17 protein-coding genes are annotated in these 19,543 nt (G+C 49.5%); 9 read left to right on the forward strand and 8 right to left on the reverse strand.

Annotation, left to right across the window (positions count from 1 at the left end):
* Positions 1–139 precede the first annotated feature (139 nt).
* Positions 140–1,306, reverse strand: a complete 1,167-nt coding sequence (locus H583_RS0104190) for an MFS transporter (RefSeq protein ID WP_028559373.1) — start codon at positions 1,304–1,306, stop codon at positions 140–142.
* Between the two features lie 224 nt (positions 1,307–1,530).
* On the opposite strand from H583_RS0104190, the gene bglX reads away from it, so the two are divergent.
* From bglX to H583_RS0104220, 6 genes are all read left to right on the forward strand, one after another.
* Positions 1,531–3,690, forward strand: a complete 2,160-nt coding sequence (gene bglX / locus H583_RS0104195; RefSeq protein WP_028559374.1) for a beta-glucosidase BglX — start codon at positions 1,531–1,533, stop codon at positions 3,688–3,690.
* 245 nt (positions 3,691–3,935) lie between these two features.
* Entirely contained in the window at positions 3,936–4,661 is a 726-nt protein-coding gene (locus H583_RS0104200; protein WP_028559375.1) for an HAD family hydrolase, read from the forward strand.
* A 115-nt stretch (positions 4,662–4,776) separates the two neighbouring features.
* Positions 4,777–5,853, forward strand: coding sequence for a hypothetical protein (locus tag H583_RS0104205; RefSeq protein ID WP_036708451.1), 1,077 nt, complete (start codon positions 4,777–4,779; stop codon positions 5,851–5,853).
* A 127-nt stretch (positions 5,854–5,980) separates the two neighbouring features.
* Positions 5,981–6,673, forward strand: a complete 693-nt coding sequence (locus tag H583_RS0104210) for a YjjG family noncanonical pyrimidine nucleotidase (protein ID WP_028559377.1) — start codon at positions 5,981–5,983, stop codon at positions 6,671–6,673.
* Positions 6,674–6,975: 302 nt separating this feature from the next.
* Entirely contained in the window at positions 6,976–7,542 is a 567-nt protein-coding gene (locus H583_RS0104215) for a beta-class carbonic anhydrase (RefSeq protein ID WP_028559378.1), read from the forward strand.
* 662 nt (positions 7,543–8,204) lie between these two features.
* Complete coding sequence (locus H583_RS0104220) at positions 8,205–8,504, forward strand: hypothetical protein (RefSeq protein ID WP_028559379.1); 300 nt, start codon at positions 8,205–8,207, stop codon at positions 8,502–8,504.
* 99 nt (positions 8,505–8,603) lie between these two features.
* Here H583_RS0104220 and pyk read toward each other — a convergent pair whose 3' ends face one another.
* Positions 8,604–10,019, reverse strand: a complete 1,416-nt coding sequence (gene pyk / locus H583_RS0104225) for a pyruvate kinase (protein ID WP_028559380.1) — start codon at positions 10,017–10,019, stop codon at positions 8,604–8,606.
* A 106-nt stretch (positions 10,020–10,125) separates the two neighbouring features.
* On the opposite strand from pyk, the gene H583_RS0104230 reads away from it, so the two are divergent.
* The gene (locus H583_RS0104230) at positions 10,126–10,908 is read left to right on the forward strand and encodes an AraC family transcriptional regulator (protein ID WP_028559381.1); all 783 of its coding nucleotides are present in this window, start codon (positions 10,126–10,128) and stop codon (positions 10,906–10,908) included.
* A 190-nt stretch (positions 10,909–11,098) separates the two neighbouring features.
* On the opposite strand, the gene H583_RS0104235 is transcribed toward H583_RS0104230, so the two are convergent.
* On the reverse strand, positions 11,099–11,392 hold the full coding sequence (locus H583_RS0104235; protein WP_245585842.1) for a protein kinase family protein: 294 nt from the start codon (positions 11,390–11,392) through the stop codon (positions 11,099–11,101).
* Between the two features lie 219 nt (positions 11,393–11,611).
* Between H583_RS0104235 and rnhA the strand changes: the two genes are divergently transcribed.
* On the forward strand, positions 11,612–12,280 hold the full coding sequence (rnhA, locus tag H583_RS0104240; protein ID WP_028559383.1) for a ribonuclease H: 669 nt from the start codon (positions 11,612–11,614) through the stop codon (positions 12,278–12,280).
* A 77-nt stretch (positions 12,281–12,357) separates the two neighbouring features.
* Here rnhA and H583_RS0104245 read toward each other — a convergent pair whose 3' ends face one another.
* From H583_RS0104245 to H583_RS0104260, 4 genes are all read right to left on the reverse strand, one after another.
* A complete protein-coding gene (locus tag H583_RS0104245; protein WP_036708453.1) occupies positions 12,358–13,707 on the reverse strand; it encodes a glycoside hydrolase family 30 protein in 1,350 nt (449 codons plus the stop codon).
* Positions 13,708–13,831: 124 nt separating this feature from the next.
* Positions 13,832–15,397, reverse strand: coding sequence for an extracellular solute-binding protein (locus tag H583_RS0104250; RefSeq protein ID WP_028559385.1), 1,566 nt, complete (start codon positions 15,395–15,397; stop codon positions 13,832–13,834).
* Between the two features lie 71 nt (positions 15,398–15,468).
* Positions 15,469–16,350, reverse strand: a complete 882-nt coding sequence (locus tag H583_RS0104255; RefSeq protein ID WP_028559386.1) for a carbohydrate ABC transporter permease — start codon at positions 16,348–16,350, stop codon at positions 15,469–15,471.
* Positions 16,351–16,461: 111 nt separating this feature from the next.
* Positions 16,462–17,376 (reverse strand): ABC transporter permease, encoded by a 915-nt coding sequence (locus H583_RS0104260; RefSeq protein WP_028559387.1) that lies wholly within the window; start codon positions 17,374–17,376, stop codon positions 16,462–16,464.
* A 483-nt stretch (positions 17,377–17,859) separates the two neighbouring features.
* On the opposite strand from H583_RS0104260, the gene H583_RS0104265 reads away from it, so the two are divergent.
* Positions 17,860–18,879: a LacI family DNA-binding transcriptional regulator gene (locus H583_RS0104265; protein ID WP_028559388.1), complete on the forward strand. Its 1,020-nt coding sequence runs from the start codon at positions 17,860–17,862 to the stop codon at positions 18,877–18,879.
* Positions 18,880–18,961: 82 nt separating this feature from the next.
* Here H583_RS0104265 and H583_RS0104270 read toward each other — a convergent pair whose 3' ends face one another.
* Positions 18,962–19,519, reverse strand: a complete 558-nt coding sequence (locus H583_RS0104270; RefSeq protein ID WP_028559389.1) for an NUDIX hydrolase — start codon at positions 19,517–19,519, stop codon at positions 18,962–18,964.
* Positions 19,520–19,543: the final 24 nt, after the last annotated feature.

Genomic DNA, 19,543 nt, shown 5'->3' on the forward strand with positions numbered 1-19,543 from the left:
GGTCTTTGATGGCAAGCATGACGCTTTTGATCTCTCCTGTGTATATGAAATGAGTCAGCTGCTGTACAGGCTATTTTGAGGCTCCCGATTGATGCAGCTGTTGACTGTACCGCATATATTTGGCTCTCTTCATTTGACCTTACCGGTTGCCAAAAGCGTCCTTCCGGCCCCGCATTCTCCACACAATAAACCCGAAAACGACCGTGCACACTACAGCAATCACGGAATTATACATAAACACCTTGCGCATGCCGAACTGGTGGGTGGCGATTCCGCCGGCAAAGCTGCCGATGATACGGGCTGCACCGAGCGTCAGCAGGCCGTTGAGCGTCTGTCCGCTCGCTTTCAGCTCCTTGGGCACATTCTGATTAATATAATACGCCATCGTCACTGTCAGCACGATAAAGATCAAACCGTGCAGCGCTTGCACCGGAAGCGCCCAGTAGGGGGAATCGATGACCGAGAACAGATACCAGCGGATAACCGTAGCTACGGCTGCGACGAGCAAAATATAATGAACCTTCACCCGCTGGAAAATCCGGTTGGCAAACAACAGGAACGGCACTTCACTGAGTGAAGAAATCACCATCGACCAGCCCAGCAGCAGATTGTTGCCGCCCAGATCGTTGAAATACATCGGGAAGAACGCATAATAATAGCCGAGCGTCACCTGCAAAATAAAGCTGAAGCCCAGGTACAGCATGAGCAGCTTGTTCCGGAACAGTACCCGAATAGACACTTTGCTGCCGCCCTTGGACTGGTGGCCTTCAATGACCGGAAATTTCAGTACGAGCAGGAAGCAGATCAGCACAATAAGCGCATACACGTAAAACAGAGAACCAATATGCTTCTGGGCAATCGCTCCGAACAGGAGAGACATGGCGGCGAAGCCGAACGTCCCGCCCATGCGGATCAGGCCGAAGCTTTGCAGCTTTTGCCGGTCCAGAACCTCCAGCGTAATGGTATCGCTCATTGCGAAGATTGAAGTCTGGAAGAAAGTGAAGATGCAGATCATTAATAATAAGTATAAAAACATAGTCGAGAGCGGATATAGCAGGGCAACGACACCGCTGCCTGTCAGCAGAATAAGCAGAATCATATTTTTCGTGCGCGCCCGGTCCCCCAATGCTCCCCATAACGGCTGGGCCAGAATCGCTACAAGCGGGCCAAGACTGAGCAGTGTCCCGATCTGGATCGAGTCAAAGCCGATATCCTGAAAATATACCGGAAGGAAGGTGCCGTACACTGCATTTCCGGCATAAATGAACACATAGAACAAAATAAAGTAGATTAAGCGGACTTTCACAGGAAAGCTCCTCTCTGGAGTCATGTTCATATTCAGGCCATTTACAATAAACAAAAGGCTCTGTTACAGCAGCCCTTCCCAGTATAGCAAAATTCCGCCGGGTAGAAGCTTCTAATCTGCAATTCCGGCAAATTGTTGATGTTTTTGACCAGAATTCCACTATTGGCGAAAGTGGCATCCCGATATAATGAAGGAAGAAGCTGACCAGGATGGGGGTAATTCACATGTTAAAAACGTCTGTAACCGCTTTATTGGAACAAATGACGCTGGAGGAAAAGATCGCCCAGTTGATGCAAATTACACCGAACTTTTTGACGGATAACAAAGCCGACCTTACCGGGCCAATGGAATGGATGGGACTGACGGAAGAGTCAGTGAGCAACGTTGGTTCCGTGCTCAGTGCTGTAGGAGCCAAGGACGTCATTGAGTTGCAAAAGAAATATATGGCGGGTAATCGCCTCGGCATTCCGCTGCTGTTCATGGCTGACATCATTCACGGATACCGGACGATCTTCCCGGTGACACTCGCCATTGCCTGCTCCTGGGATATGAAGCTTGCGGAACAGAGTGCGGCTATTGCAGCGAAGGAATCCGCAGTGACGGGCATTCATGTCACCTTTGCGCCGATGGTCGACCTGGTGCGTGATCCGAGATGGGGCAGGGTCATGGAATCGACAGGGGAAGACCCGTATTTGAACAGCGAGTTTGCGCGGGCGTTTGTCCGCGGTTTTCAGGGCCATGATCTGAGCCGGGATTCCGACCGGATCGCTGCATGCGTCAAGCATTTTGCCGCATACGGGGCTTCGGAAGGCGGGCGTGATTACAATACGGTAAATATGTCGGAGAGGCAGCTCAGAGAATCGTATTTGCCGGCTTACAAGGCAGCGTTAGATGAAGGCTGTGAAATGGTGATGACGGCCTTCAACGTCGTTGACGGTGTTCCGGCTACCGGCAATAAGTGGCTGATGCGCAAGCTGCTTCGCGAGGAATGGGGCTTTGATGGCATGCTGATTTCCGATTGGGGTGCTGTGCATGAAATGATTCCGCATGGTGCGGCAGAGGGCGGAGAACAAGCCGCGCAGAAAGCGATCCAGGCCGGGGTCGATATGGAGATGATGTCCTCCTGCTATATTAACAACCTGAAGGAATTAGTAGAATCCGGCAAGCTGGATGAGGCTCTAATCGATGAGAGCGTGCTGCGGGTGCTGCGTTTAAAGGAAAAGCTCGGCTTGTTCGAAAATCCGTACCGCGGTGCGGACGAGCAGCGGGAGAAAGAAATTATACTGTGCGACGAGCATCGTCAGGCGGCCCGCGAAATTGCGGCGAAGTCAAGCGTCCTGCTGAAAAATGAGCAGATGCTGCCGCTGCATCCGGGGCAGCGGATCGCCCTGATCGGGCCATTCGCCCAAAGCGGGGATATTCTCGGTCCATGGTCGATCTGGGGCTCCAGAGAAGAGGCTGTTCAGCTCTTTGAAGGCCTGTCCGAGAAGACAGCGCCAGCACGGATTTCCGTGGCCCAGGGCTGCGATATCGAGACGGGTACAGACGAGCAGCTGGCAGAAGCGGTTCAGGCCGCACAATCTGCTGAGGTGATTGTGCTCGCGCTCGGTGAACGGTCCGAGATGAGCGGCGAAGCAGGAAGCCGGGCGGATATCCGGCTGCCGCAGGTACAGCTTGATCTGATCGCCCGTCTCAAGCAGCTTGACAAGCCAATTGCCGTCGTCTTGTTCAATGGCCGCCCGCTTGATCTGCATGGTGTCATTGATCCGGCAGATGCGGTTCTGGAAGCCTGGTATCCGGGTACAGAGGGAGGCAGCGCGATTGCGGATTTGCTGTTCGGAGATGTTAACCCGTCAGGCCGTCTTGCCATGTCCTTCCCGCATTCGGTCGGGCAAATTCCGGTATACTACAACAATTACAATACAGGCCGCCCGCTTACGCCTGAGAATGCGGACCAGCGTTATGTGTCCAAGTATTTGGACATTCCGAATGCGCCGCTGCTGCCGTTCGGCTACGGTTTAAGCTATACCTCATTCACATACAGTCCGGCGCTGCTGTCTTCCGACATCCTGCAAGCAGGGGAGAAACTGAACGTTACCGTAGACGTTACAAATAGCGGGGAGCGTGCAGGAGAAGAATTGGTGCAGCTCTATGTACGTGACATCGTGGGCGAAGTCGTGCGCCCGCTCAAAGAGTTGAAGGCATTTGAGAAGGTCAGCCTCAAGCCGGGTGAAACAAAGAGCGTAACCTTTACAATTCAGGAGGAACAGCTCCGTTACTACCATTCCGATTTGAGCTATGACAGTGATGCAGGCGATTTTCAAGTCTTTGTGGGCCCGAACAGCCGGGATGTCGAGACGCTTGCTTTCCGTCTGGTCAAATAATCAGACCTGCATACGGTAATTTTATTGAAGGAAAGCCGAGAACCGGACACAGCTGGTTTTCGGCTTTTTTAATCTTACAATCCTTTGCCTATGCAAGAGCAGATGTTTTTTTGCACGCAAGGTCTGCTTCCTTTTCTATGCAAAGAGAGCCGTGTTGGCGGGGGAGGAGCCATGCAGGGGGATGTTCAGGCTGTACAGGTAGTGCTAATATATACACCAGGCATACAAACAGGAGTGACAGCAGCATGAATGAGCAAATGCAGGCCAAGGGCATCTTTTTTGATGTAGACGATACATTATATGATCATTTAACCCCTTTGCGAAAAGCGCTTGAGGAGGTTGCAGATACAGGCAGCGATTTCCCCTATGATGCGGCTTACCATCGGCTTCGCTATTACAGTGATATGCTGTCTCTGGAACTGGGCGGCGCAGGAGCTATGGAAACAGGCAGTGCGACAGAGCTGATGCGCAGGCGGCGCTTCCAACTGGCGCTCGCCGAGTTCGGCATGGAGCTGAGCGAGGAACAGGCCGCACAAATGCAGGCCGCTTATATCGGCTGCCAATACGAAATTACCATGTTCCCCGGGGCCAGAGAATTAATTGAGAAGCTGGTACGGGCAGGACATATTGTCGGCCTGATTACAAATGGGGCAGGCGGACATCAGATGAACAAAATCAGCGCCATGAATTTGGATGATCTGATCCCGTCTGAATATCAGTTTGTCTCGGGGGTCGTAGGATGGGACAAGCCGGATGTGCGGATTTTTAGCCATGTTAATGAACGCACGGGGACAGTTCCGGCCAATAGTGTGTATATCGGGGATTCCTGGCGTAACGATGTTATCGGAGCGCTTGAGGCTGGCTGGCGCGTCATCTGGTTCAATCATCGCGGGGTAGAGCCGGAATCGGAACATACTCCCCAGCACATTGCAGCCGATTATGAGGAACTGGGCCGGCTGCTGATAGACTGACCTGGTGCAGCAGCGGGCTGCATGTACGCTTCCTTTGGTCAAACACACAAGCGCCCAATTTTGCATAGGGTGTAAGGGATGAAGTGACCTGTGAAAAGAAAGGGAGCGGATCGACATGACACAGCAGCTGCATTTTTTCGCACGCGGCAATACGGCTGAAGGCTTGCATAGCTTGAACGACTCGGTCTATGAAGAAGTGAAAACCTTTTATGTGCTGGAAGGATACCCGGGAAGCTCTTCGGAGGTGCTTGGGCAGCTGGCAGAGGCCTGGAGCGGGAAGGATTGGAATATTCAATGGATTCATCAGCCGCTGGACAGCGAATTGCTGGAGGGAATCATTCTGCCGGATCACCAGCTCGCGATTGTAGACGGAGAGTCATGGGGCGGCAATAGCGCAGCGCAAGAAGCGGTCATCCACATCGTGAACTTAAACCAGGCGCTGCAAGATGATATCCTGTCCGCAGCGCGTGAGACGATAACGGCACTGGAATTGGAGATCAGTCGGACCTGCGAAGCTGCCTATGCGTTATTCCAGCAGACACTGCGGATCCATGACGAATGGGAAGTTTTCTATATTGAGGCGCTGGACCATGACATAATGAACGGTCTCGCTGCTGATTGGGCCAATCGCCATTTGACCCCGCCTGCCAGGGAAAAGACAGCCAAAGTCGCCCATCGTTTTCTCGGAGCAGCTACCTGGCGAGGGGCCGTCGACTATGTGCTTAATCTGACGGATGACCTGAACACCCGCGTATTCGTGAAGGGGCGCCCGGGATCGGGCAAATCCACGCTATTCAAGAAGCTTGCGGCAGCGGCAGCTGGCAGAGGGATCGATGTGGAGGTGTATCATTGCGGCTTTGATCCGAACAGTCTGGATATGCTGATTTTCCCGGAACTTAGCCTGGCGATCTTTGACAGCACTGCACCGCATGAGCATTTTCCTTCACGGGAAGGAGATAGCATCCTGGATGTGTACGGACTTGCAATTCCGGAGGGGACGGATGAGAAGCACAGTGAAGCGGTAGCCGAAGTAAGCGCCCGGTACAAAACATCGATGAAGCAATCGATTGCCCTGCTGGCAGAGGTTAAGCGGCTTCGCGAACGATTGGAAGAGCTGTATAAGGAAGCGGCTGACCCAGCCGCGCTGTCCCTTATTGGCCGGGAATTGCTCTTGGAACTGGAACATGTGTAGTTAGTCGGCCTTTTTAATGACTACAGCCTGTAGCCTGTGATGATTCCATACCGGAATTTACAGGTTGCAGGCTTAATTATGAATCTTATGTTCTGTGGCAGCAAATTTTAAAGAGGGGGGAAGATAAGTGAAATATGACGTCATTTTGTTCGATGTCGATGATACGCTATTTGACTTTCGTGAGTCGGAAAGGAGGGCGCTTCACAACGCTTTTGTAGATTTTAAGCTTTCTGAGGGGGTCAACGACTATTCAGCAAGTTATAAAGAAATCAGCAAGGTGCTGTGGGACGAGCTGGAGCAGGGGAAGATGACCTTGAATGAGCTGGGAGCGGAGAGATTCAGAAGACTGTTTCTGACCCATCAGCTCCCGTTCAATGGGGAGGAGTTCAACAGAATTTATCTCGGGTATTTGGGGGCAGAATCCCATCTTCTTGCGGGAGCGGCAGAAGTGTGCGGGCAATTAGCGGATTGCCGGCTCGCGGTAATTACCAACGGCTTTAAGGAAGTACAGGCCTCAAGAATTACTCTCTCTGTGCTGAGGGACAAGTTCGAACAAATCATCGTATCGGAAGATGCAGGTATTCAGAAGCCTGACAAGGGTATTTTCGATTATGCTTTTGCGAAGCTCGATCTTACGGATAAATCCAGGGTACTGATGGTTGGAGACTCTCTGACTTCAGATGTTCTCGGCGGAAATAACTATGGAATTGACACCTGCTGGTATAATCCGCACCGCAAGCCAAACGTGACAAAAATCATACCGACTTATGAAATTTTTGAGCTTGAAGAACTTGTAAATATTACGGGACAAGCTAAATAGCAATTGATATGTATATTTATGCAAAAATTTATGATTCCTTATTTCAATGAAAACACTATTACTCATCATGAATATTATTAATATCCACAATATCAAGATCAGATAATCATCAGTTAATAGTATAAATATAATTTCACTTCTAAAAGGTTAATTGGATGAATTAAAAACGCATAATTTGGGTTTTTAAGGGAGAATAGTGGGACGGAAGCCCGAAAATTCCAGCGGGAAACCGTTGACGGCGGTCTTGAAACTATGAATAATAGAAACATGATATTTTGCCAATGCCAGAGGAGGCTTTTGAGATGTCAATTATTCCGGATATGATGGCGTTTAATAAAAAGTTTGTAGAAGAGAAGCAATATGAAGCTTACTTGACAAGCAAGGTTCCCAAGAAAAAGGTAGCTGTGCTCACATGTATGGATACCCGGCTTGTAGAGCTGCTGCCTCAGGCATTGAACATTAAAAATGGCGATGCCAAGTTTATTAAAAATGCAGGCGCGATTCTGACTCAGCCTTTCGGCAGCGCAATGCGCAGCATTCTGGTTGCAGTGTACGAGCTGGGTGCGCGTGAAGTGCTGGTTATCGGGCATCACGGCTGCGGTATGACGAATCTGGATACGCAGGGCATGGTCAGCAAGTTTGCAGAGCATGGAGTTGATCCGCTTGCTGTTGAGACCCTGGAGAACTCGGGAATTCGTATGGACAAGTTCCTGCGCGGCTTTACCAGTGCCGAGGAAGGCGTCATGCACAGTGTCAAAATGATCCGCAAGCATCCGCTGTTTCCGAAGGCTGTTCCGGTACACGGTTTTGTCATTGACCCGGAGACGGGCGCGTTGGAACTGATTGTTGAGGATTACAGGGAAGAATAATAATGAACAATGTGATCTATTAGGCTTCTCCATACCGGCTGCTTTGATTCGATTTTGTTTGGTGACGAGTGTGTCGTTGTGCTTGATCTGGACGGGCAAACTTGCGACCAGTATATTTTTGGAGATGGCCTGATAGGGAACGTTATAGCCCGGGTTTCTGCAGATGGACAATCGCTGGGTTGGAGTGCCTTCTTTACCGGCTTCAACCCGTCTGTCCGTGCAGAGCAGCATGGCAAAGATCTGTTTGGCTATACAAGCTGCGGCTGCTTGTTCAAGCTGCCTGTAGACCGTCCAGAAAGCCTGGGCGCACCCCATTTGGGGGCTTTTGTTTTATCTGGGAGTCCCGGCGGGCGGACTGTATTTTTAAGAATTCATTATATAATGATGCTTCGGAATGGTTATGTGATATGTACGTGGACATATTGTTGTCTTGTTTGGCGTTGTATGTTTTCGATGGTTCAAACAGATATTAGATCATATACATAGTTGTAAAGGAGCCTTACAACCATTGCGTAATGGCCGTTCATAAATTCCGAGCATCCAATTCAGGCACCTGCATAGTAAAGTTTGCAATCGGGCGATAAACGGATAAAATAAAAATAAAGGAACCACAAGCTCTGCCTTTTGGGGCGAAACATCTTCGAATGAAGGGAACGATTCGTATGAACGCAAGACTGGAACAATTGGAACAGAGACTGGAAGCGCAGCATCACCGGGACTTATTTCTTCAGACGAAACATACCCTGAAAGCACTGGACGATCTTGCAGAGCAGCATCGGCGTTTTACCTCTATGCAGGCCATTAGCGGCGTGAAGATTGTAGGCAGTGAAGAATCCCTGTTTTACGAAACAATTGCCGAGGCCAAGGAACAGATTGTGGTGACCCTGGAGAGAACATTGAGCGACCTCGAGCATAAAGGGGATAAGCATTACGATAAAAATTTCAAAGATGGCGTAGAGTAGCGGGGATCGGGAATCAACGCAACTCTATACTTGAATTCAAAAAGGAGCACCCTTCAAAAGGTGCTCCTTTCTTATACTAACATCCTGTACTGGGTAAAATTATACTTGCTGAATTTGCAGCAGGTTTGTGCGGCCGGATTCGCCAAGCGGAATGCCCGCCGACAATACAACCGTGTCCCCGGAAGCAATATGCCCATTCTCCAACGCCAGGCGTGTGGAAGCTTCGAACATCTCGTCTGTTGTAGCATAGCTGTCGCCTTTGATCGGTATAACACCGAACAGCAGGCAAATCTTCGCCAGGACATGCTCATGACGGGTAATCGCAAGAATTGGGGATTGCGGACGATATTTCGATATCATGCGAGCCGTAAATCCGCTTTCCGTTGCCGTAATAATAGCCCGTGCTCCCAGTTCCAGCGACGCGCTGACAGCGCCTTGGCTGATGACCTCCGTGATGTTGGGGGTATGCTGGGATTTTTTCTTGGCAAACTGCTGCTGATAATTGATCATGCTCTCTGCTTTGCGAGCGATCGATGCCATCGTCTGTACGGACTGGACCGGGTATTTTCCTGCTGCGGATTCGCCGGACAGCATGACCACATCAGCGCCCTGCAGAACCGCATTCGCCACGTCGCTGACTTCTGCGCGGGTTGGGCGCGGATTAAGCTGCATGGACTCCAGCATGTGAGTCGCAACGATAACCGGCTTGCCAGCCAGATTACATTTGGTGATCATCTCTTGCTGCATCATCGGCACTTCTTCAACCGGTACTTCTACACCAAGGTCGCCGCGGGCTACCATGATGCCGTCAGAAGCATCGAGGATGCTGTCCAGATTGTTCATGCCTTCTTCATTTTCGATTTTGGAGATAATTTGCACATGTCCTGCGCCGTGCTCTTCAAGAATGCGGCGAATTTCCAGGATATCCTCGCCTTTGCGTACAAAGGAGGCGGCAATCATCTCCACATTGTGCTGCAATCCAAATTTGATGTGAGCTACGTCGCGGTCGGTTACACCCGGAAGCGTCGTTTTGATGCCTGGCAGGTTAACGCCTTTTCTTGGTTTGAGCAGTCCGCCGCTAACAATTGCGCAGCGGATTTCCGTTCCTTCGCTGGACAGTACAGTCAAATCAACAAGACCATCATCAATAAGGATGCGGTCGCCTTGCTTCACGACTTGCGGCAGCTCCGCATAGTTTACACCGATGCGGCTCGCGTCGCCGAGAATCTCTTCAGCCGTCAGCGTCAGCTCTCCGCCTGCCTTCAAATCGACAGCTGCTTCCTTCAGCTTGCCGATGCGCACTTCAGGGCCTTTAATATCCATCATAATAGGCACGAATGTATTCAGTTCGCGCGCTGCTTGTCTGACATTTTCAATACGTTTTACATGATCTTCAAGTTCACCATGAGCCATATTTAAGCGGGCAACTGTCATCCCGGCCTGAATCATTTCCTTTAAGACTTCGACCGAATCACATGAGGGTCCCATTGTACAGATGATTTTTGTTTTTTGCATTTGAAGCACCTCCAAGAATAACTTTATTGTAGCTGTTCTTTTGATAAGAAACTATGAACTATAGTATACTAAGTGAAACATAGTACAGTAACGGGGAGCTTGGATGATGATAGGGGTATCTGAGGTTCGTCAGGATCATGGCGTAGAATGGTATGAGGAAGGGCAGATGCATCAGAACGGGTATTGTCTGATTGTTGTAACGTACGGTAAATGTGTCTATTGGGTTAATCATGAGAAGATGATCATGGAAAAGGGTGATCTGCTGCTTCTTTCCAGTAGTGTTCCTTTTTACGGCAAGAGCATTCCGACTGTCTTCCATACCAAATATAAAATCAAATTCCAGGCGCAGGAAGAGGCGCTGAAACTGACAATCCTGCAGCAGCCCGAGCTGCTGAAGCATAAGCTCGGCTGTTATGATGTTGTGGTCGAGCGTCTGAAAGGAATGCTGCATCAGTGGATGGAGAGGCCTTCCTATTACGAGCTGATGGCCACAGCCTTGTTCACCGAAGTGCTGGTGCAGATCAGCCAGGAGCTTGACCGTGGTATTATTCCGACGGAAAAGCACCGCTGTGCAGAACGGATGAAGCATTATATTCAGCAAAACTACCGCGAGAAGGTGACGAAGGAGGAGCTTGGCGACGCCATCCAGAAGACGCCGAACTATGCGGCAGCTCTTTTCCGGCAGGTAACGGGGCAGACCATTAGCGAATATGTGCATCATCAGCGGATCAAGACGGCTCTGTATTTGCTTACCGAATCCAGGCTGACGATAATTGAAATCGCAGAATATCTGGGTTATAGCGATGTGTCTTATTTTTATCGTATCTTCAAAAGGATAACCGGACATTCGCCATCAGATTATTTCCATGAGCGATCCCCGCTTGTATAGGAAAGAACCAGACAATAAGGAGAGATATTGAAGAAATTTATATATAGCAGGTGTGTCTTACGGAGCTTACATGGCCAGCCGCTACACGGCTAGTCATCCTGAACGGGTATTGAAACTGGTAAGGTTGGCAGGCGGAGTCTATTCATGCACAACTGCCGCAGCTTTTGCAAATAGGGCGAACCCTCAGCTGCTAGAGCAGAGGGTCCGTCTTCATAAAGCTTTTGGCCAAATTCTCGGTGTCGCGGTCTCTTTGTGCCGGCCTGTAGTCCTCCAGCACATCGATCAGATATTCTTCCCCATCCTGATAAGCTTTGAAAATATAATGTTCGGGGTCCATAATTTGAACATCATGCCCGCAATCCCGAAGACATTGCTCGAATTCCCTCATGCCGGGCTCCTTGCCTTCCTCCAGATAAATCAATCCTCTGAGCCGCTTCGTCTCATCCTTGCGGATGACCTTGAAATATACCGTATGTTCTCTCATCACGAGTGCTCACTCCTTTATCTTGAAGCAGTATAGCTTTATTATAGTGCAAAATGTTTCATTCAGCTGTGACATATTATACAATTCGTAAGCCCGGTTTTGGGATTTCCTAATTCTAACCGGGAATGAATGATCCGGCGTGTACCAGACATTGTAAGCCCCGCTTAAAAAATGATAGAATGACAGACAAAAGCCGAATAGAAAGACAGGTAAACGAACATGTCAAAATCCAAGTTTTATGTTGTATGGGAGGGCAAAAAGCCGGGTGTCTATACGAGCTGGCCCGAATGCCAGAAGCAGGTAGGAGGAGTGACAGGAGCCAAATATAAATCCTATGAGTCCAGGGCAGCAGCGGACAAAGCCTTTCAGGAGGGCTGGAAAAAGCATTGGGGTCAAGGGGCTCAGCCGGGAAGCGCTTCTGCCGGGAAATACAGCGGAGCAGCAGGCAAGCGCAAGTCTGCAGACATTGCGGCTGTCGGTGAAATTGACTATGACAGCATCTCCGTTGATGTCGGCACACACGGGAACCCCGGGCCGGTGGAATATCGTGGAGTTGATACCCGGACCGGACAAGTGTTGTTCTCCAATGAGAAGATCGGGAAAGGGACGAACAACCTGGGCGAATTTCTCGCGATTGTCCATGGTCTTGCCTATCTCAAGCAGCAAGGCAGCAGCAAGACGATCTACAGTGACTCGCTCAATGCGCTGAAGTGGCTGAGAGAGAAGAAGGTATCCACTACGCTCGTCAAGGATGAATCGACACGCCAGATTTGGGAGCTGATTGAACGGGCGGAGGAGTGGCTGCGCAACAACACCTACGACAATAAGGTGCTCAAATGGCAAACGAAGGTGTGGGGCGAAATTAAAGCGGACTATGACCGCAAGTAGGAAAGACACAAGCAGGGGCTAAAGCCTTTTGGTCGAAACAGACCTTTAGGCTTTAGCCCCTGCGTTATACGTAAGTGTTAAGTCCAATACAGCGTTACAGCTGCTTCCCCGGGAAGCGTATAGGTGGTGTATCCTTTGCCGGTATTAATCTCAATGACTCTTTCTTCATCCGTGCGGTTGGAAAGAATCAATACCGTTGATCCGTCCGGATTGCGGAATGCAGTGCTCTCCAATTGGTCACGTACCATGGTGGAATCGATACGATGGGCGCCTTGCTTAACGAATTTGCTAATGTGTCCCATGGTGTAGTAATCCAGCTCGTATTTCACAGCCTTTGTCTGCTGGTTAATCTGAACGAGTCCGCGGCAGGTGCTGTTCGACAGTACCGTCGGGCCATTGCGTTCATCCAGAGCGATATTCCACCAGACGACGCTCTTGGACCAGTTGCGCGTTGTGCGGATGACATGCTTCATCTGATCGAGAAAAGCGGTGCGGAAAGGCGGAATCCAGCTTCCCCCGGAAGCCTCGGTGAACCAGACGCCCTTATCCGGGAAGGCCTCATGAACGCGTGACATCGCCTCATGCTCGCCTCCGTATACGTGCCAGGCAACACCTGCGGTATAGCGTGAGGCACCCGGATCGGACAGCACGGTCAATGGATGCAGTGGAACATCCCAGTTATGGTCATAGCATAAAATCTTGGCCTTGATCCCAGCCTTCTCAAATGCCGGGCCCAGATGCTTCCCGATGAACTCTGCTTCCTCGGAAGGAGATACGAGCATGCCCGGATATTCCTTCGGCTCATATCCCGGCTCATTCTGGACGGAAACGGCATAGATCGGAATCCCGGCCTCCTCATAAGCCTGAACGAATTTCACAAAGTATTGGGCATAGACGCTGTAGCATTCCGGACGAAGCTTGCCTTTAATCATCTGTCCGGTCGTCTTCATCCAGCCGGGTGCGCTCCATGGAGAGGCCATGACTTTAATATCGGGGTTAATGCTTAAAGCCTCGAGGACAGCGGGAATAATGTAATCCCGGTCATGATCGATACTGAATTGCTTCAGCTCAAAATCCTCCTGGCCTTCCGGCAGATCATTATAGCTGTATATTTCGGATGTATAATCGGATGCCCCGATTACCTGCCGCAGGAAGCTGATGCCGATTCCTTCATTCGGATCAAACAGATGCTTCATGACCTTCTTCCGTTCATCCTCCGGAAGTACCTTATATACAAGATAAGCTGATGCATCGGTAAATGAGGCGCCAAATCCGTCCATTTCCTGAAAACGCGTACGTGTATCAACCAGAATCCGGTCTGTAATTTGCTTGACTGCAGGCGACTCCGTAATCTCGATCTCCTTTTGTTTCTCCAATTCCTGGGCTTGATCAATTGTACTCAACCAGGCTTCTGCAAATTGACGCATTAATGTTCCTCCTTACAAATCAGGCAGCGCCCCCCGGCGGCGGATGCCCCGGAAGCTCCTGCTGGATCCTTCCCGGATTTCCGCCGCGCAGACTAAGGCGCTGCCCGTTGTTATGATTTCAAGTTTATTTCAGGCCTCTTGCATCTGCGTAAGTATTGACTTCCTTCTGTACATATTCCAGAACGGCATCTACGCCTGCTGCTTTCAGTCTGCTGCGATAGTTCTCAATCGCCTTGTCTACATCCGGCACAAGCCCCATCATCAGCGGCTGGCCGAATTGCTGGTACACCTGGTTAACCGCAGCAAGCTGGGCTTTTACAGGCTGGTAGTCCATCAAAATCGGAGAGAAGATGTCTGGTCTGGCAATTGGCTTGTATTCCTCAATGAGAGCATCTTCGCCTTTCCAGCGGTCAGCGGATGGACGGTCATTTTTGTCTGTTCTCCAACCCCAGCTTGCAATACCATAAGCGGTTACCTTTGCCGGATCTTTGCCTGGAGCAGGGGAGACCAGTGCGCCGTTCTCATCAACGACGTAGTTATGGCCTTCCAGACCATAGGTCATCAGCTCATAGTAAGCCTTGTCATTGCGGAGCTTCTCCAGAACCATCAGAGAGCGCTCAGGGTTCGCAGCGTTTTTAGGAATTGCCATTCCGTTGTTAATGCCAAGATTCGGTACAACATAGTTATGGAAGCGGGAGAACGGGAAGTAGCCCATCTCGATTCCTTTGTAGTTTTTGTCAATATCGGCGATAAATCCGGCTGCTCCCGGTGTATTCCGCCAGTAGACGGCACCTGTATTGGTTTTGATAAAGTCACCGGATTCCTGCTTGATGGACAGGGTATTGGAAGGCCAGAAGCCTTTGTCTGCCCAAGTCTTCATCCGTTTAACCCACTCTTCAAATTCTGTTGTAAACGGGTAAGCAATTACATCACGCGGAGTGTCGTAAGATTTTGCGACGATAACGCCGCTGTCCCCACCGATGTTTTTGAAATCATTATAGTTGCGGAAAAGCGTATTCACTTCGTTCCATGCGCTTCCTTTAATTGGCGTTACGTTCTTAACGCTTTTCACAAGCTCCATATACTTCTCAATGGAATCCAGATCCTTGATTTCAGGAGCGTTAATTTCACGTCTCCAGTCTTCACGGTATACGATGCCATCCGGTGTGTATTCCGGATGCGTGCTTGGAATTGCGTAGATTTTGTCATTGATTGTAACGTCCTTCCAGTCATGCTCCGGCACATCCTTAAAGGTCTCAGGCGCGTAGACTGGCAGCAATTCAGTCAGATCGAGGAATGCTCCCTGCTTGGCAAATTTGAAGAAGTCCGCCCAGGATGAAGCGAAGATCATATCAACCTTTTCACCGGAAGTCAGCAACAGGTTGTATTTGGTCTGCCACTCATTCCAGGTTGTAAAGTTCAGTTTGACGGTTGTGTTCAGATCCTTCTCCAGCAGTTTGTTCCATTCTTTGATGACCTCAGGTGTATCTTTGTGAGCATCGCCGACCAGATACCAGTTCAGCTCCACCTTTTTGGAAGTGTCCGGCTTATTGTCTGTTACCGGGGTACTGCCACCAGTGCTTTGTTTGCCACTGCCTCCGCTATTGCCGCCGGCGCAGGCCGCCAGCATCGTTGTCAGCAGGGCTGTGGTGATACATAAGGTCAGCAATTTAAACAACCTGTTCTTCATCGATTTACTCCCCCTGAAATCAATAATATTTTTAAAACTGGCAACCGTTTTCTGTTCAGACAAGCCGGAGCTTAACCTTTTACGGCGCCAATAGTGAGACCTTTGACAAAATAACGCTGAACAAACGGATAGAGGAAGACAATTGGCCCGGTAACGATGATGGCGACAGCCATCTTGAGCGTCTCGGCAGGCGGCTTGAAGTCCGGTCCGAGATTGCCCGCGATATCGGTTTTCAGTACCGCAGCGCTGGCGAGTATCTTGTACAACAGGAACTGCAGCGGGTATTTGGATTCGGTGGTAATAAACATGTTTGCTGCGAACCAGTCGTTCCAGTAAGACAGCCCGAGGAACAGGCCAATTGTTGCCAGGCCGGGTGTGGCCAGCGGCAGAATCAGTTTCAGGTAAATGGTGAACTCCCCGGCGCCGTCAATCTTGGCGGATTCCGTAATGGATTCGGGAATGGATTTCATAAAGTTTTTCATCAGGATGATATTCCATGCGCTCATCAGTCCCGGGATCAGGAGAGCCAGGAAGTTATCCTTCCAATCCAGGTAGTTCACGATCAGGATGTACCATGGAATCAGTCCACCGCTGAACAGCGTCGTGAAATAAATGAAGAAGGCCAGACTGTCACGATATTTGAAATCTTTGCGCGAGAGCACGTAGCCGGCCATTGAGGTCAGGAACAACCCGAGTGCGGTTCCCCCAAGAGTGAGCAGAATCGTAACCCGATAGGCGGTGAAAATCTGCTCCGGATTCTGAAATACCGATTTGTAAGCATCGATCGAGAAGTTTTGCGGAATCAGCTTGAAGCCGTCCCTGATAATATCGTTCTCCGCAGACAAGGAGCCGGAAATGATCAGCCAGAATGGCAGGGCGCACAGCACGGTGAAAATGGTGATGACGATGTAGCCGATAATGTTAAACACGATAGTAGAGCGCTCAGCACGCATGTATAGGGCACCTCCGTAATGAAAAGTTGGGAGCATCCGGCGAGGATAGCCTTTCGATCCTTCAGCCGGTTTTGGCAAGCTGCACAGAAGCATAGCGCTCCAGGCAGCTTCCTAGAACAGCGCGTAATCCTTCTGAACTTTGCGGACAATCCAGTTTACAGTAATAACAAGTGCGAAGCCGAAGAATGATTGATACAGACCGGCTGCTGTACCCATACCGATATCAAAGTTGATTGCAAGTGAGCGGTAGACGTAGGTATCGATGATATCTGTTGTCTCGTACAGCATTCCGTTGTTGCCGACCACTTGCCAGAAGAGGTCGAATTGCCCTTTCAGAATGCCCCCCAGCGCGAGGAGAATCAGCAAAATAAAGGTTGGCTTGAGCATCGGGATCGTAATGTAGCGAATGCGCTTGAAGATGTTGGCTCCATCGATCTTGGCCGCTTCATGGTATTCATCGCTAATGCCCATGATGGCAGCCAGATAAATAACGGTTCCGTATCCAAGGCCTTTCCAGATGTTAAAGAAAATAATGATATATATCCACGGCGTTGTGTTCATATAAAAATCATAGGGTTGGAGCCCCAATTGGCGTAACAACGCATTTACGGCACCAGTTTCAAAGTTGAACAGGTTGTATACGAATGCACCGACAAGTACAAACGAAATGAAGAACGGCAGAAACATGACGGACTGCGTTGTTTTCCTGAACCACTTGCCGACCATCTCGCTCAGGAACACGGCGCAGACGAGCTGCAGAATATTCCCCAGGAAGATGAAAGCCAGATTATAGAGAACGGTGTTTTTAGTGAGTTGAAGCAGAACTCCCGACTCAAACAAGAACTTGAAGTTTTGCATGCCGACGAACGGGCTTCCGAACAAGCCGCCGTCAAAGCTGTAGTTTGTGAAGGCGTAATAGACACCAACCATTGGTATGTAGCTGAATGTAACGAAGAATAGAAGCGTCGGCAAAATCATGAAAAATAAAACCTTGTTTTTACCCAGCTCCTTGAAGAAACCTGACATGAACCCTCACCTCGAATCGCGATTAATGATGTCTGGCCCGCCGTTTCAACAACAACAGGAATTCATGGAATTGATAGCGCATACATATATTATCTGCAGCGTTAGATTCCTGTTGAATAGAAGCGGTGGTGTTGTCTGACAACGAACGTCTCACTCTGGAGCAAGATGGATGCAGATCGCATGTAAGCTTGCCCGAAATTCTAAAGAGAATGAATGAAATTAATGAAATCGATTTCAGGCTACTTAAAGAAATACGTTAAAGCACCACTCCTTTGATAAGATTTTACACCATTTCGTCAGAAAATGAAATCGATTTCCTAGAAATTTATTGAAAAAGCCTTTTCTTTTTAGAAGATTAGGCCTTTAGACATGAGAATAACGACAAATCAAGGAACGTAATGGCTATTGAAATCGATTTTATTTTGAATTATAATTACGCAATAGCCGTTTGTCAAACAAAAATAAAGTAAGGTTGATGAATATATGGATGCGAAAATAATTGACGTTGCGGCTAAAGCCGGCGTCTCGCCAGCCACAGTATCCCGGGTGCTGAACCAGGGCAGCAGTGTCACGGCCAAGACTCGGAGTAAAGTCATGAAAGCCATTGACGAGCTGAATTACCGCCCTAACGCTGCGGCCAAAAATTTGCGTTTGCAAAAATCGCTGTCCATTGGGGTCATCGCCCAAGACATTAATAACGCCTACTTTACCGAGATTATTAAAGGCATCGAAAACATGGCTTATGCGCGAAAGTATAAAGTGTTTATCTGTGATGCTGAAAATCAGGCGGATAAGGAGCGGGATTATTTGTCCTTGCTGATGGACCGTACGATGGATGGGGTCATTATGATTACACCTCAGCTTTCGGATGAAGAAATTTGCGAGGTCGTAGACAAAGGCTATCATATTGCAGTGATTGGCCGGAACGTGGAGCATCCGAAAGTTCCGTGCATTTATACCGATAACGTCAAGTTTTCACGTCAGGTGGTCGAGCATCTGGTGGAGTATGGACATCGTGATATTGTGTTCTTGAGCGGTTACCCTGAGGCAACAGACAGCTACGAACGTCTCGAGGGCTACCTGAAGGCGCTGAAGGACAATCATATCCCGTTCCGGCCGGAGCTTGTGGAGAATGGAGATTTCAATGAAACAGGCGGATATGAAGCGATGGAGCGACTGTTTGCGAAGAAGCTGACCTTTACAGCGGTGTTTGCAGCGAATGATGAAATGGCCCTGGGCGTCTACAGGGCCTGTGAGGAGCGGGGGATCGCCATACCGGGGCAGCTCGCCGTTGTCGGCGTCGATAATAACAGGATCAGCAAATATTTGACGCCGCGCCTAAGTACGGTAAACCAGCCGAAGTATACGATGGGGGCGATTATCGTGGAGAAGCTGATTGACCAGATGAATGAGAATCAATTCGAGGATAAGCGGGTCTTTACCGTTGATTCTGAACTGCTTGTCCGGACTTCCAGTAACTATCACATACAGAAAAAGAAATAAAAACCAGAAAAACACTCTTTATGTTTAAGTGCAGAAAAATGAAAGCGTCCTCTACCGTTGAACGGGGGACGCTTTTGTGTTTTCACACCCTGAATAATCCGTAGCCAGGGAATGGAATGAGAGGTGTTTCATCCTTGACGAGTCCGGTACCCGCTTGCTTGAGCGCGACGTCCACCAGCCATTTGGTGAAGTCAGCCACATTCATCTGTTCCATTTCCTCCAGGCTGAAAAATCCTGCATCATCTACTTCCACGCCGTCCGGTAACGGATCACCAGAGATATATTCCATGGAGAACGCCAAATAGATGTTATGAATGGAGCGCGGAAGATCACGGACAGCAACGATGCTTTGCACACGGGCATTGACGCCCGCCTCTTCCATGACTTCCCGGACAATCGTATCCTCAATTAGCTCTTCTTGCTCAATATAACCGCCGGGGTTGGTCCATTTGCCCTTGCCTGGCTCCTGTGCACGCCGTACCAGCAGCAGCTTCCCATCTTTCATTACAAGCGCCCCAACGCCTACGCTATAGTTGCCCCAATGCACATAGCTGCATGCTGTGCAAGCCAGCCTGACTGCACCGTCTACATCCCGGCTCTTAAGTGCGGCTCCGCACACTAAGCAAAATTTAGCATTCATCGTATTCACCTTATTTTCGAATAT

Source organism: Paenibacillus pinihumi DSM 23905 = JCM 16419, from assembly GCF_000422505.1.
GTDB lineage: Bacteria > Bacillota > Bacilli > Paenibacillales > Paenibacillaceae > Paenibacillus_D > Paenibacillus_D pinihumi.

Bases quoted from the DNA above. Each gene is read 5' to 3' on its own strand.
- H583_RS0104205 (WP_036708451.1), top strand. From the start codon at position 4,777: ATGACACAGCAGCTGCATTTTTTCGCACGCGGCAATACGGCTGAAGGC.
- H583_RS0104260 (WP_028559387.1), bottom strand. From the start codon at position 17,376: ATGTCAGGTTTCTTCAAGGAGCTGGGTAAAAACAAGGTTTTATTTTTC.
- H583_RS0104200 (WP_028559375.1), top strand. From the start codon at position 3,936: ATGAATGAGCAAATGCAGGCCAAGGGCATCTTTTTTGATGTAGACGAT.
- H583_RS0104255 (WP_028559386.1), bottom strand. From the start codon at position 16,350: ATGCGTGCTGAGCGCTCTACTATCGTGTTTAACATTATCGGCTACATC.
- H583_RS0104245 (WP_036708453.1), bottom strand. From the start codon at position 13,707: ATGCGTCAATTTGCAGAAGCCTGGTTGAGTACAATTGATCAAGCCCAG.
- H583_RS0104230 (WP_028559381.1), top strand. From the start codon at position 10,126: ATGATAGGGGTATCTGAGGTTCGTCAGGATCATGGCGTAGAATGGTAT.
- H583_RS0104235 (WP_245585842.1), bottom strand. From the start codon at position 11,392: ATGAGAGAACATACGGTATATTTCAAGGTCATCCGCAAGGATGAGACG.
- rnhA (WP_028559383.1), top strand. From the start codon at position 11,612: ATGTCAAAATCCAAGTTTTATGTTGTATGGGAGGGCAAAAAGCCGGGT.
- H583_RS0104265 (WP_028559388.1), top strand. From the start codon at position 17,860: ATGGATGCGAAAATAATTGACGTTGCGGCTAAAGCCGGCGTCTCGCCA.
- H583_RS0104270 (WP_028559389.1), bottom strand. From the start codon at position 19,519: ATGAATGCTAAATTTTGCTTAGTGTGCGGAGCCGCACTTAAGAGCCGG.
- H583_RS0104250 (WP_028559385.1), bottom strand. From the start codon at position 15,397: ATGAAGAACAGGTTGTTTAAATTGCTGACCTTATGTATCACCACAGCC.
- H583_RS0104220 (WP_028559379.1), top strand. From the start codon at position 8,205: ATGAACGCAAGACTGGAACAATTGGAACAGAGACTGGAAGCGCAGCAT.
- bglX (WP_028559374.1), top strand. From the start codon at position 1,531: ATGTTAAAAACGTCTGTAACCGCTTTATTGGAACAAATGACGCTGGAG.
- H583_RS0104215 (WP_028559378.1), top strand. From the start codon at position 6,976: ATGTCAATTATTCCGGATATGATGGCGTTTAATAAAAAGTTTGTAGAA.
- pyk (WP_028559380.1), bottom strand. From the start codon at position 10,019: ATGCAAAAAACAAAAATCATCTGTACAATGGGACCCTCATGTGATTCG.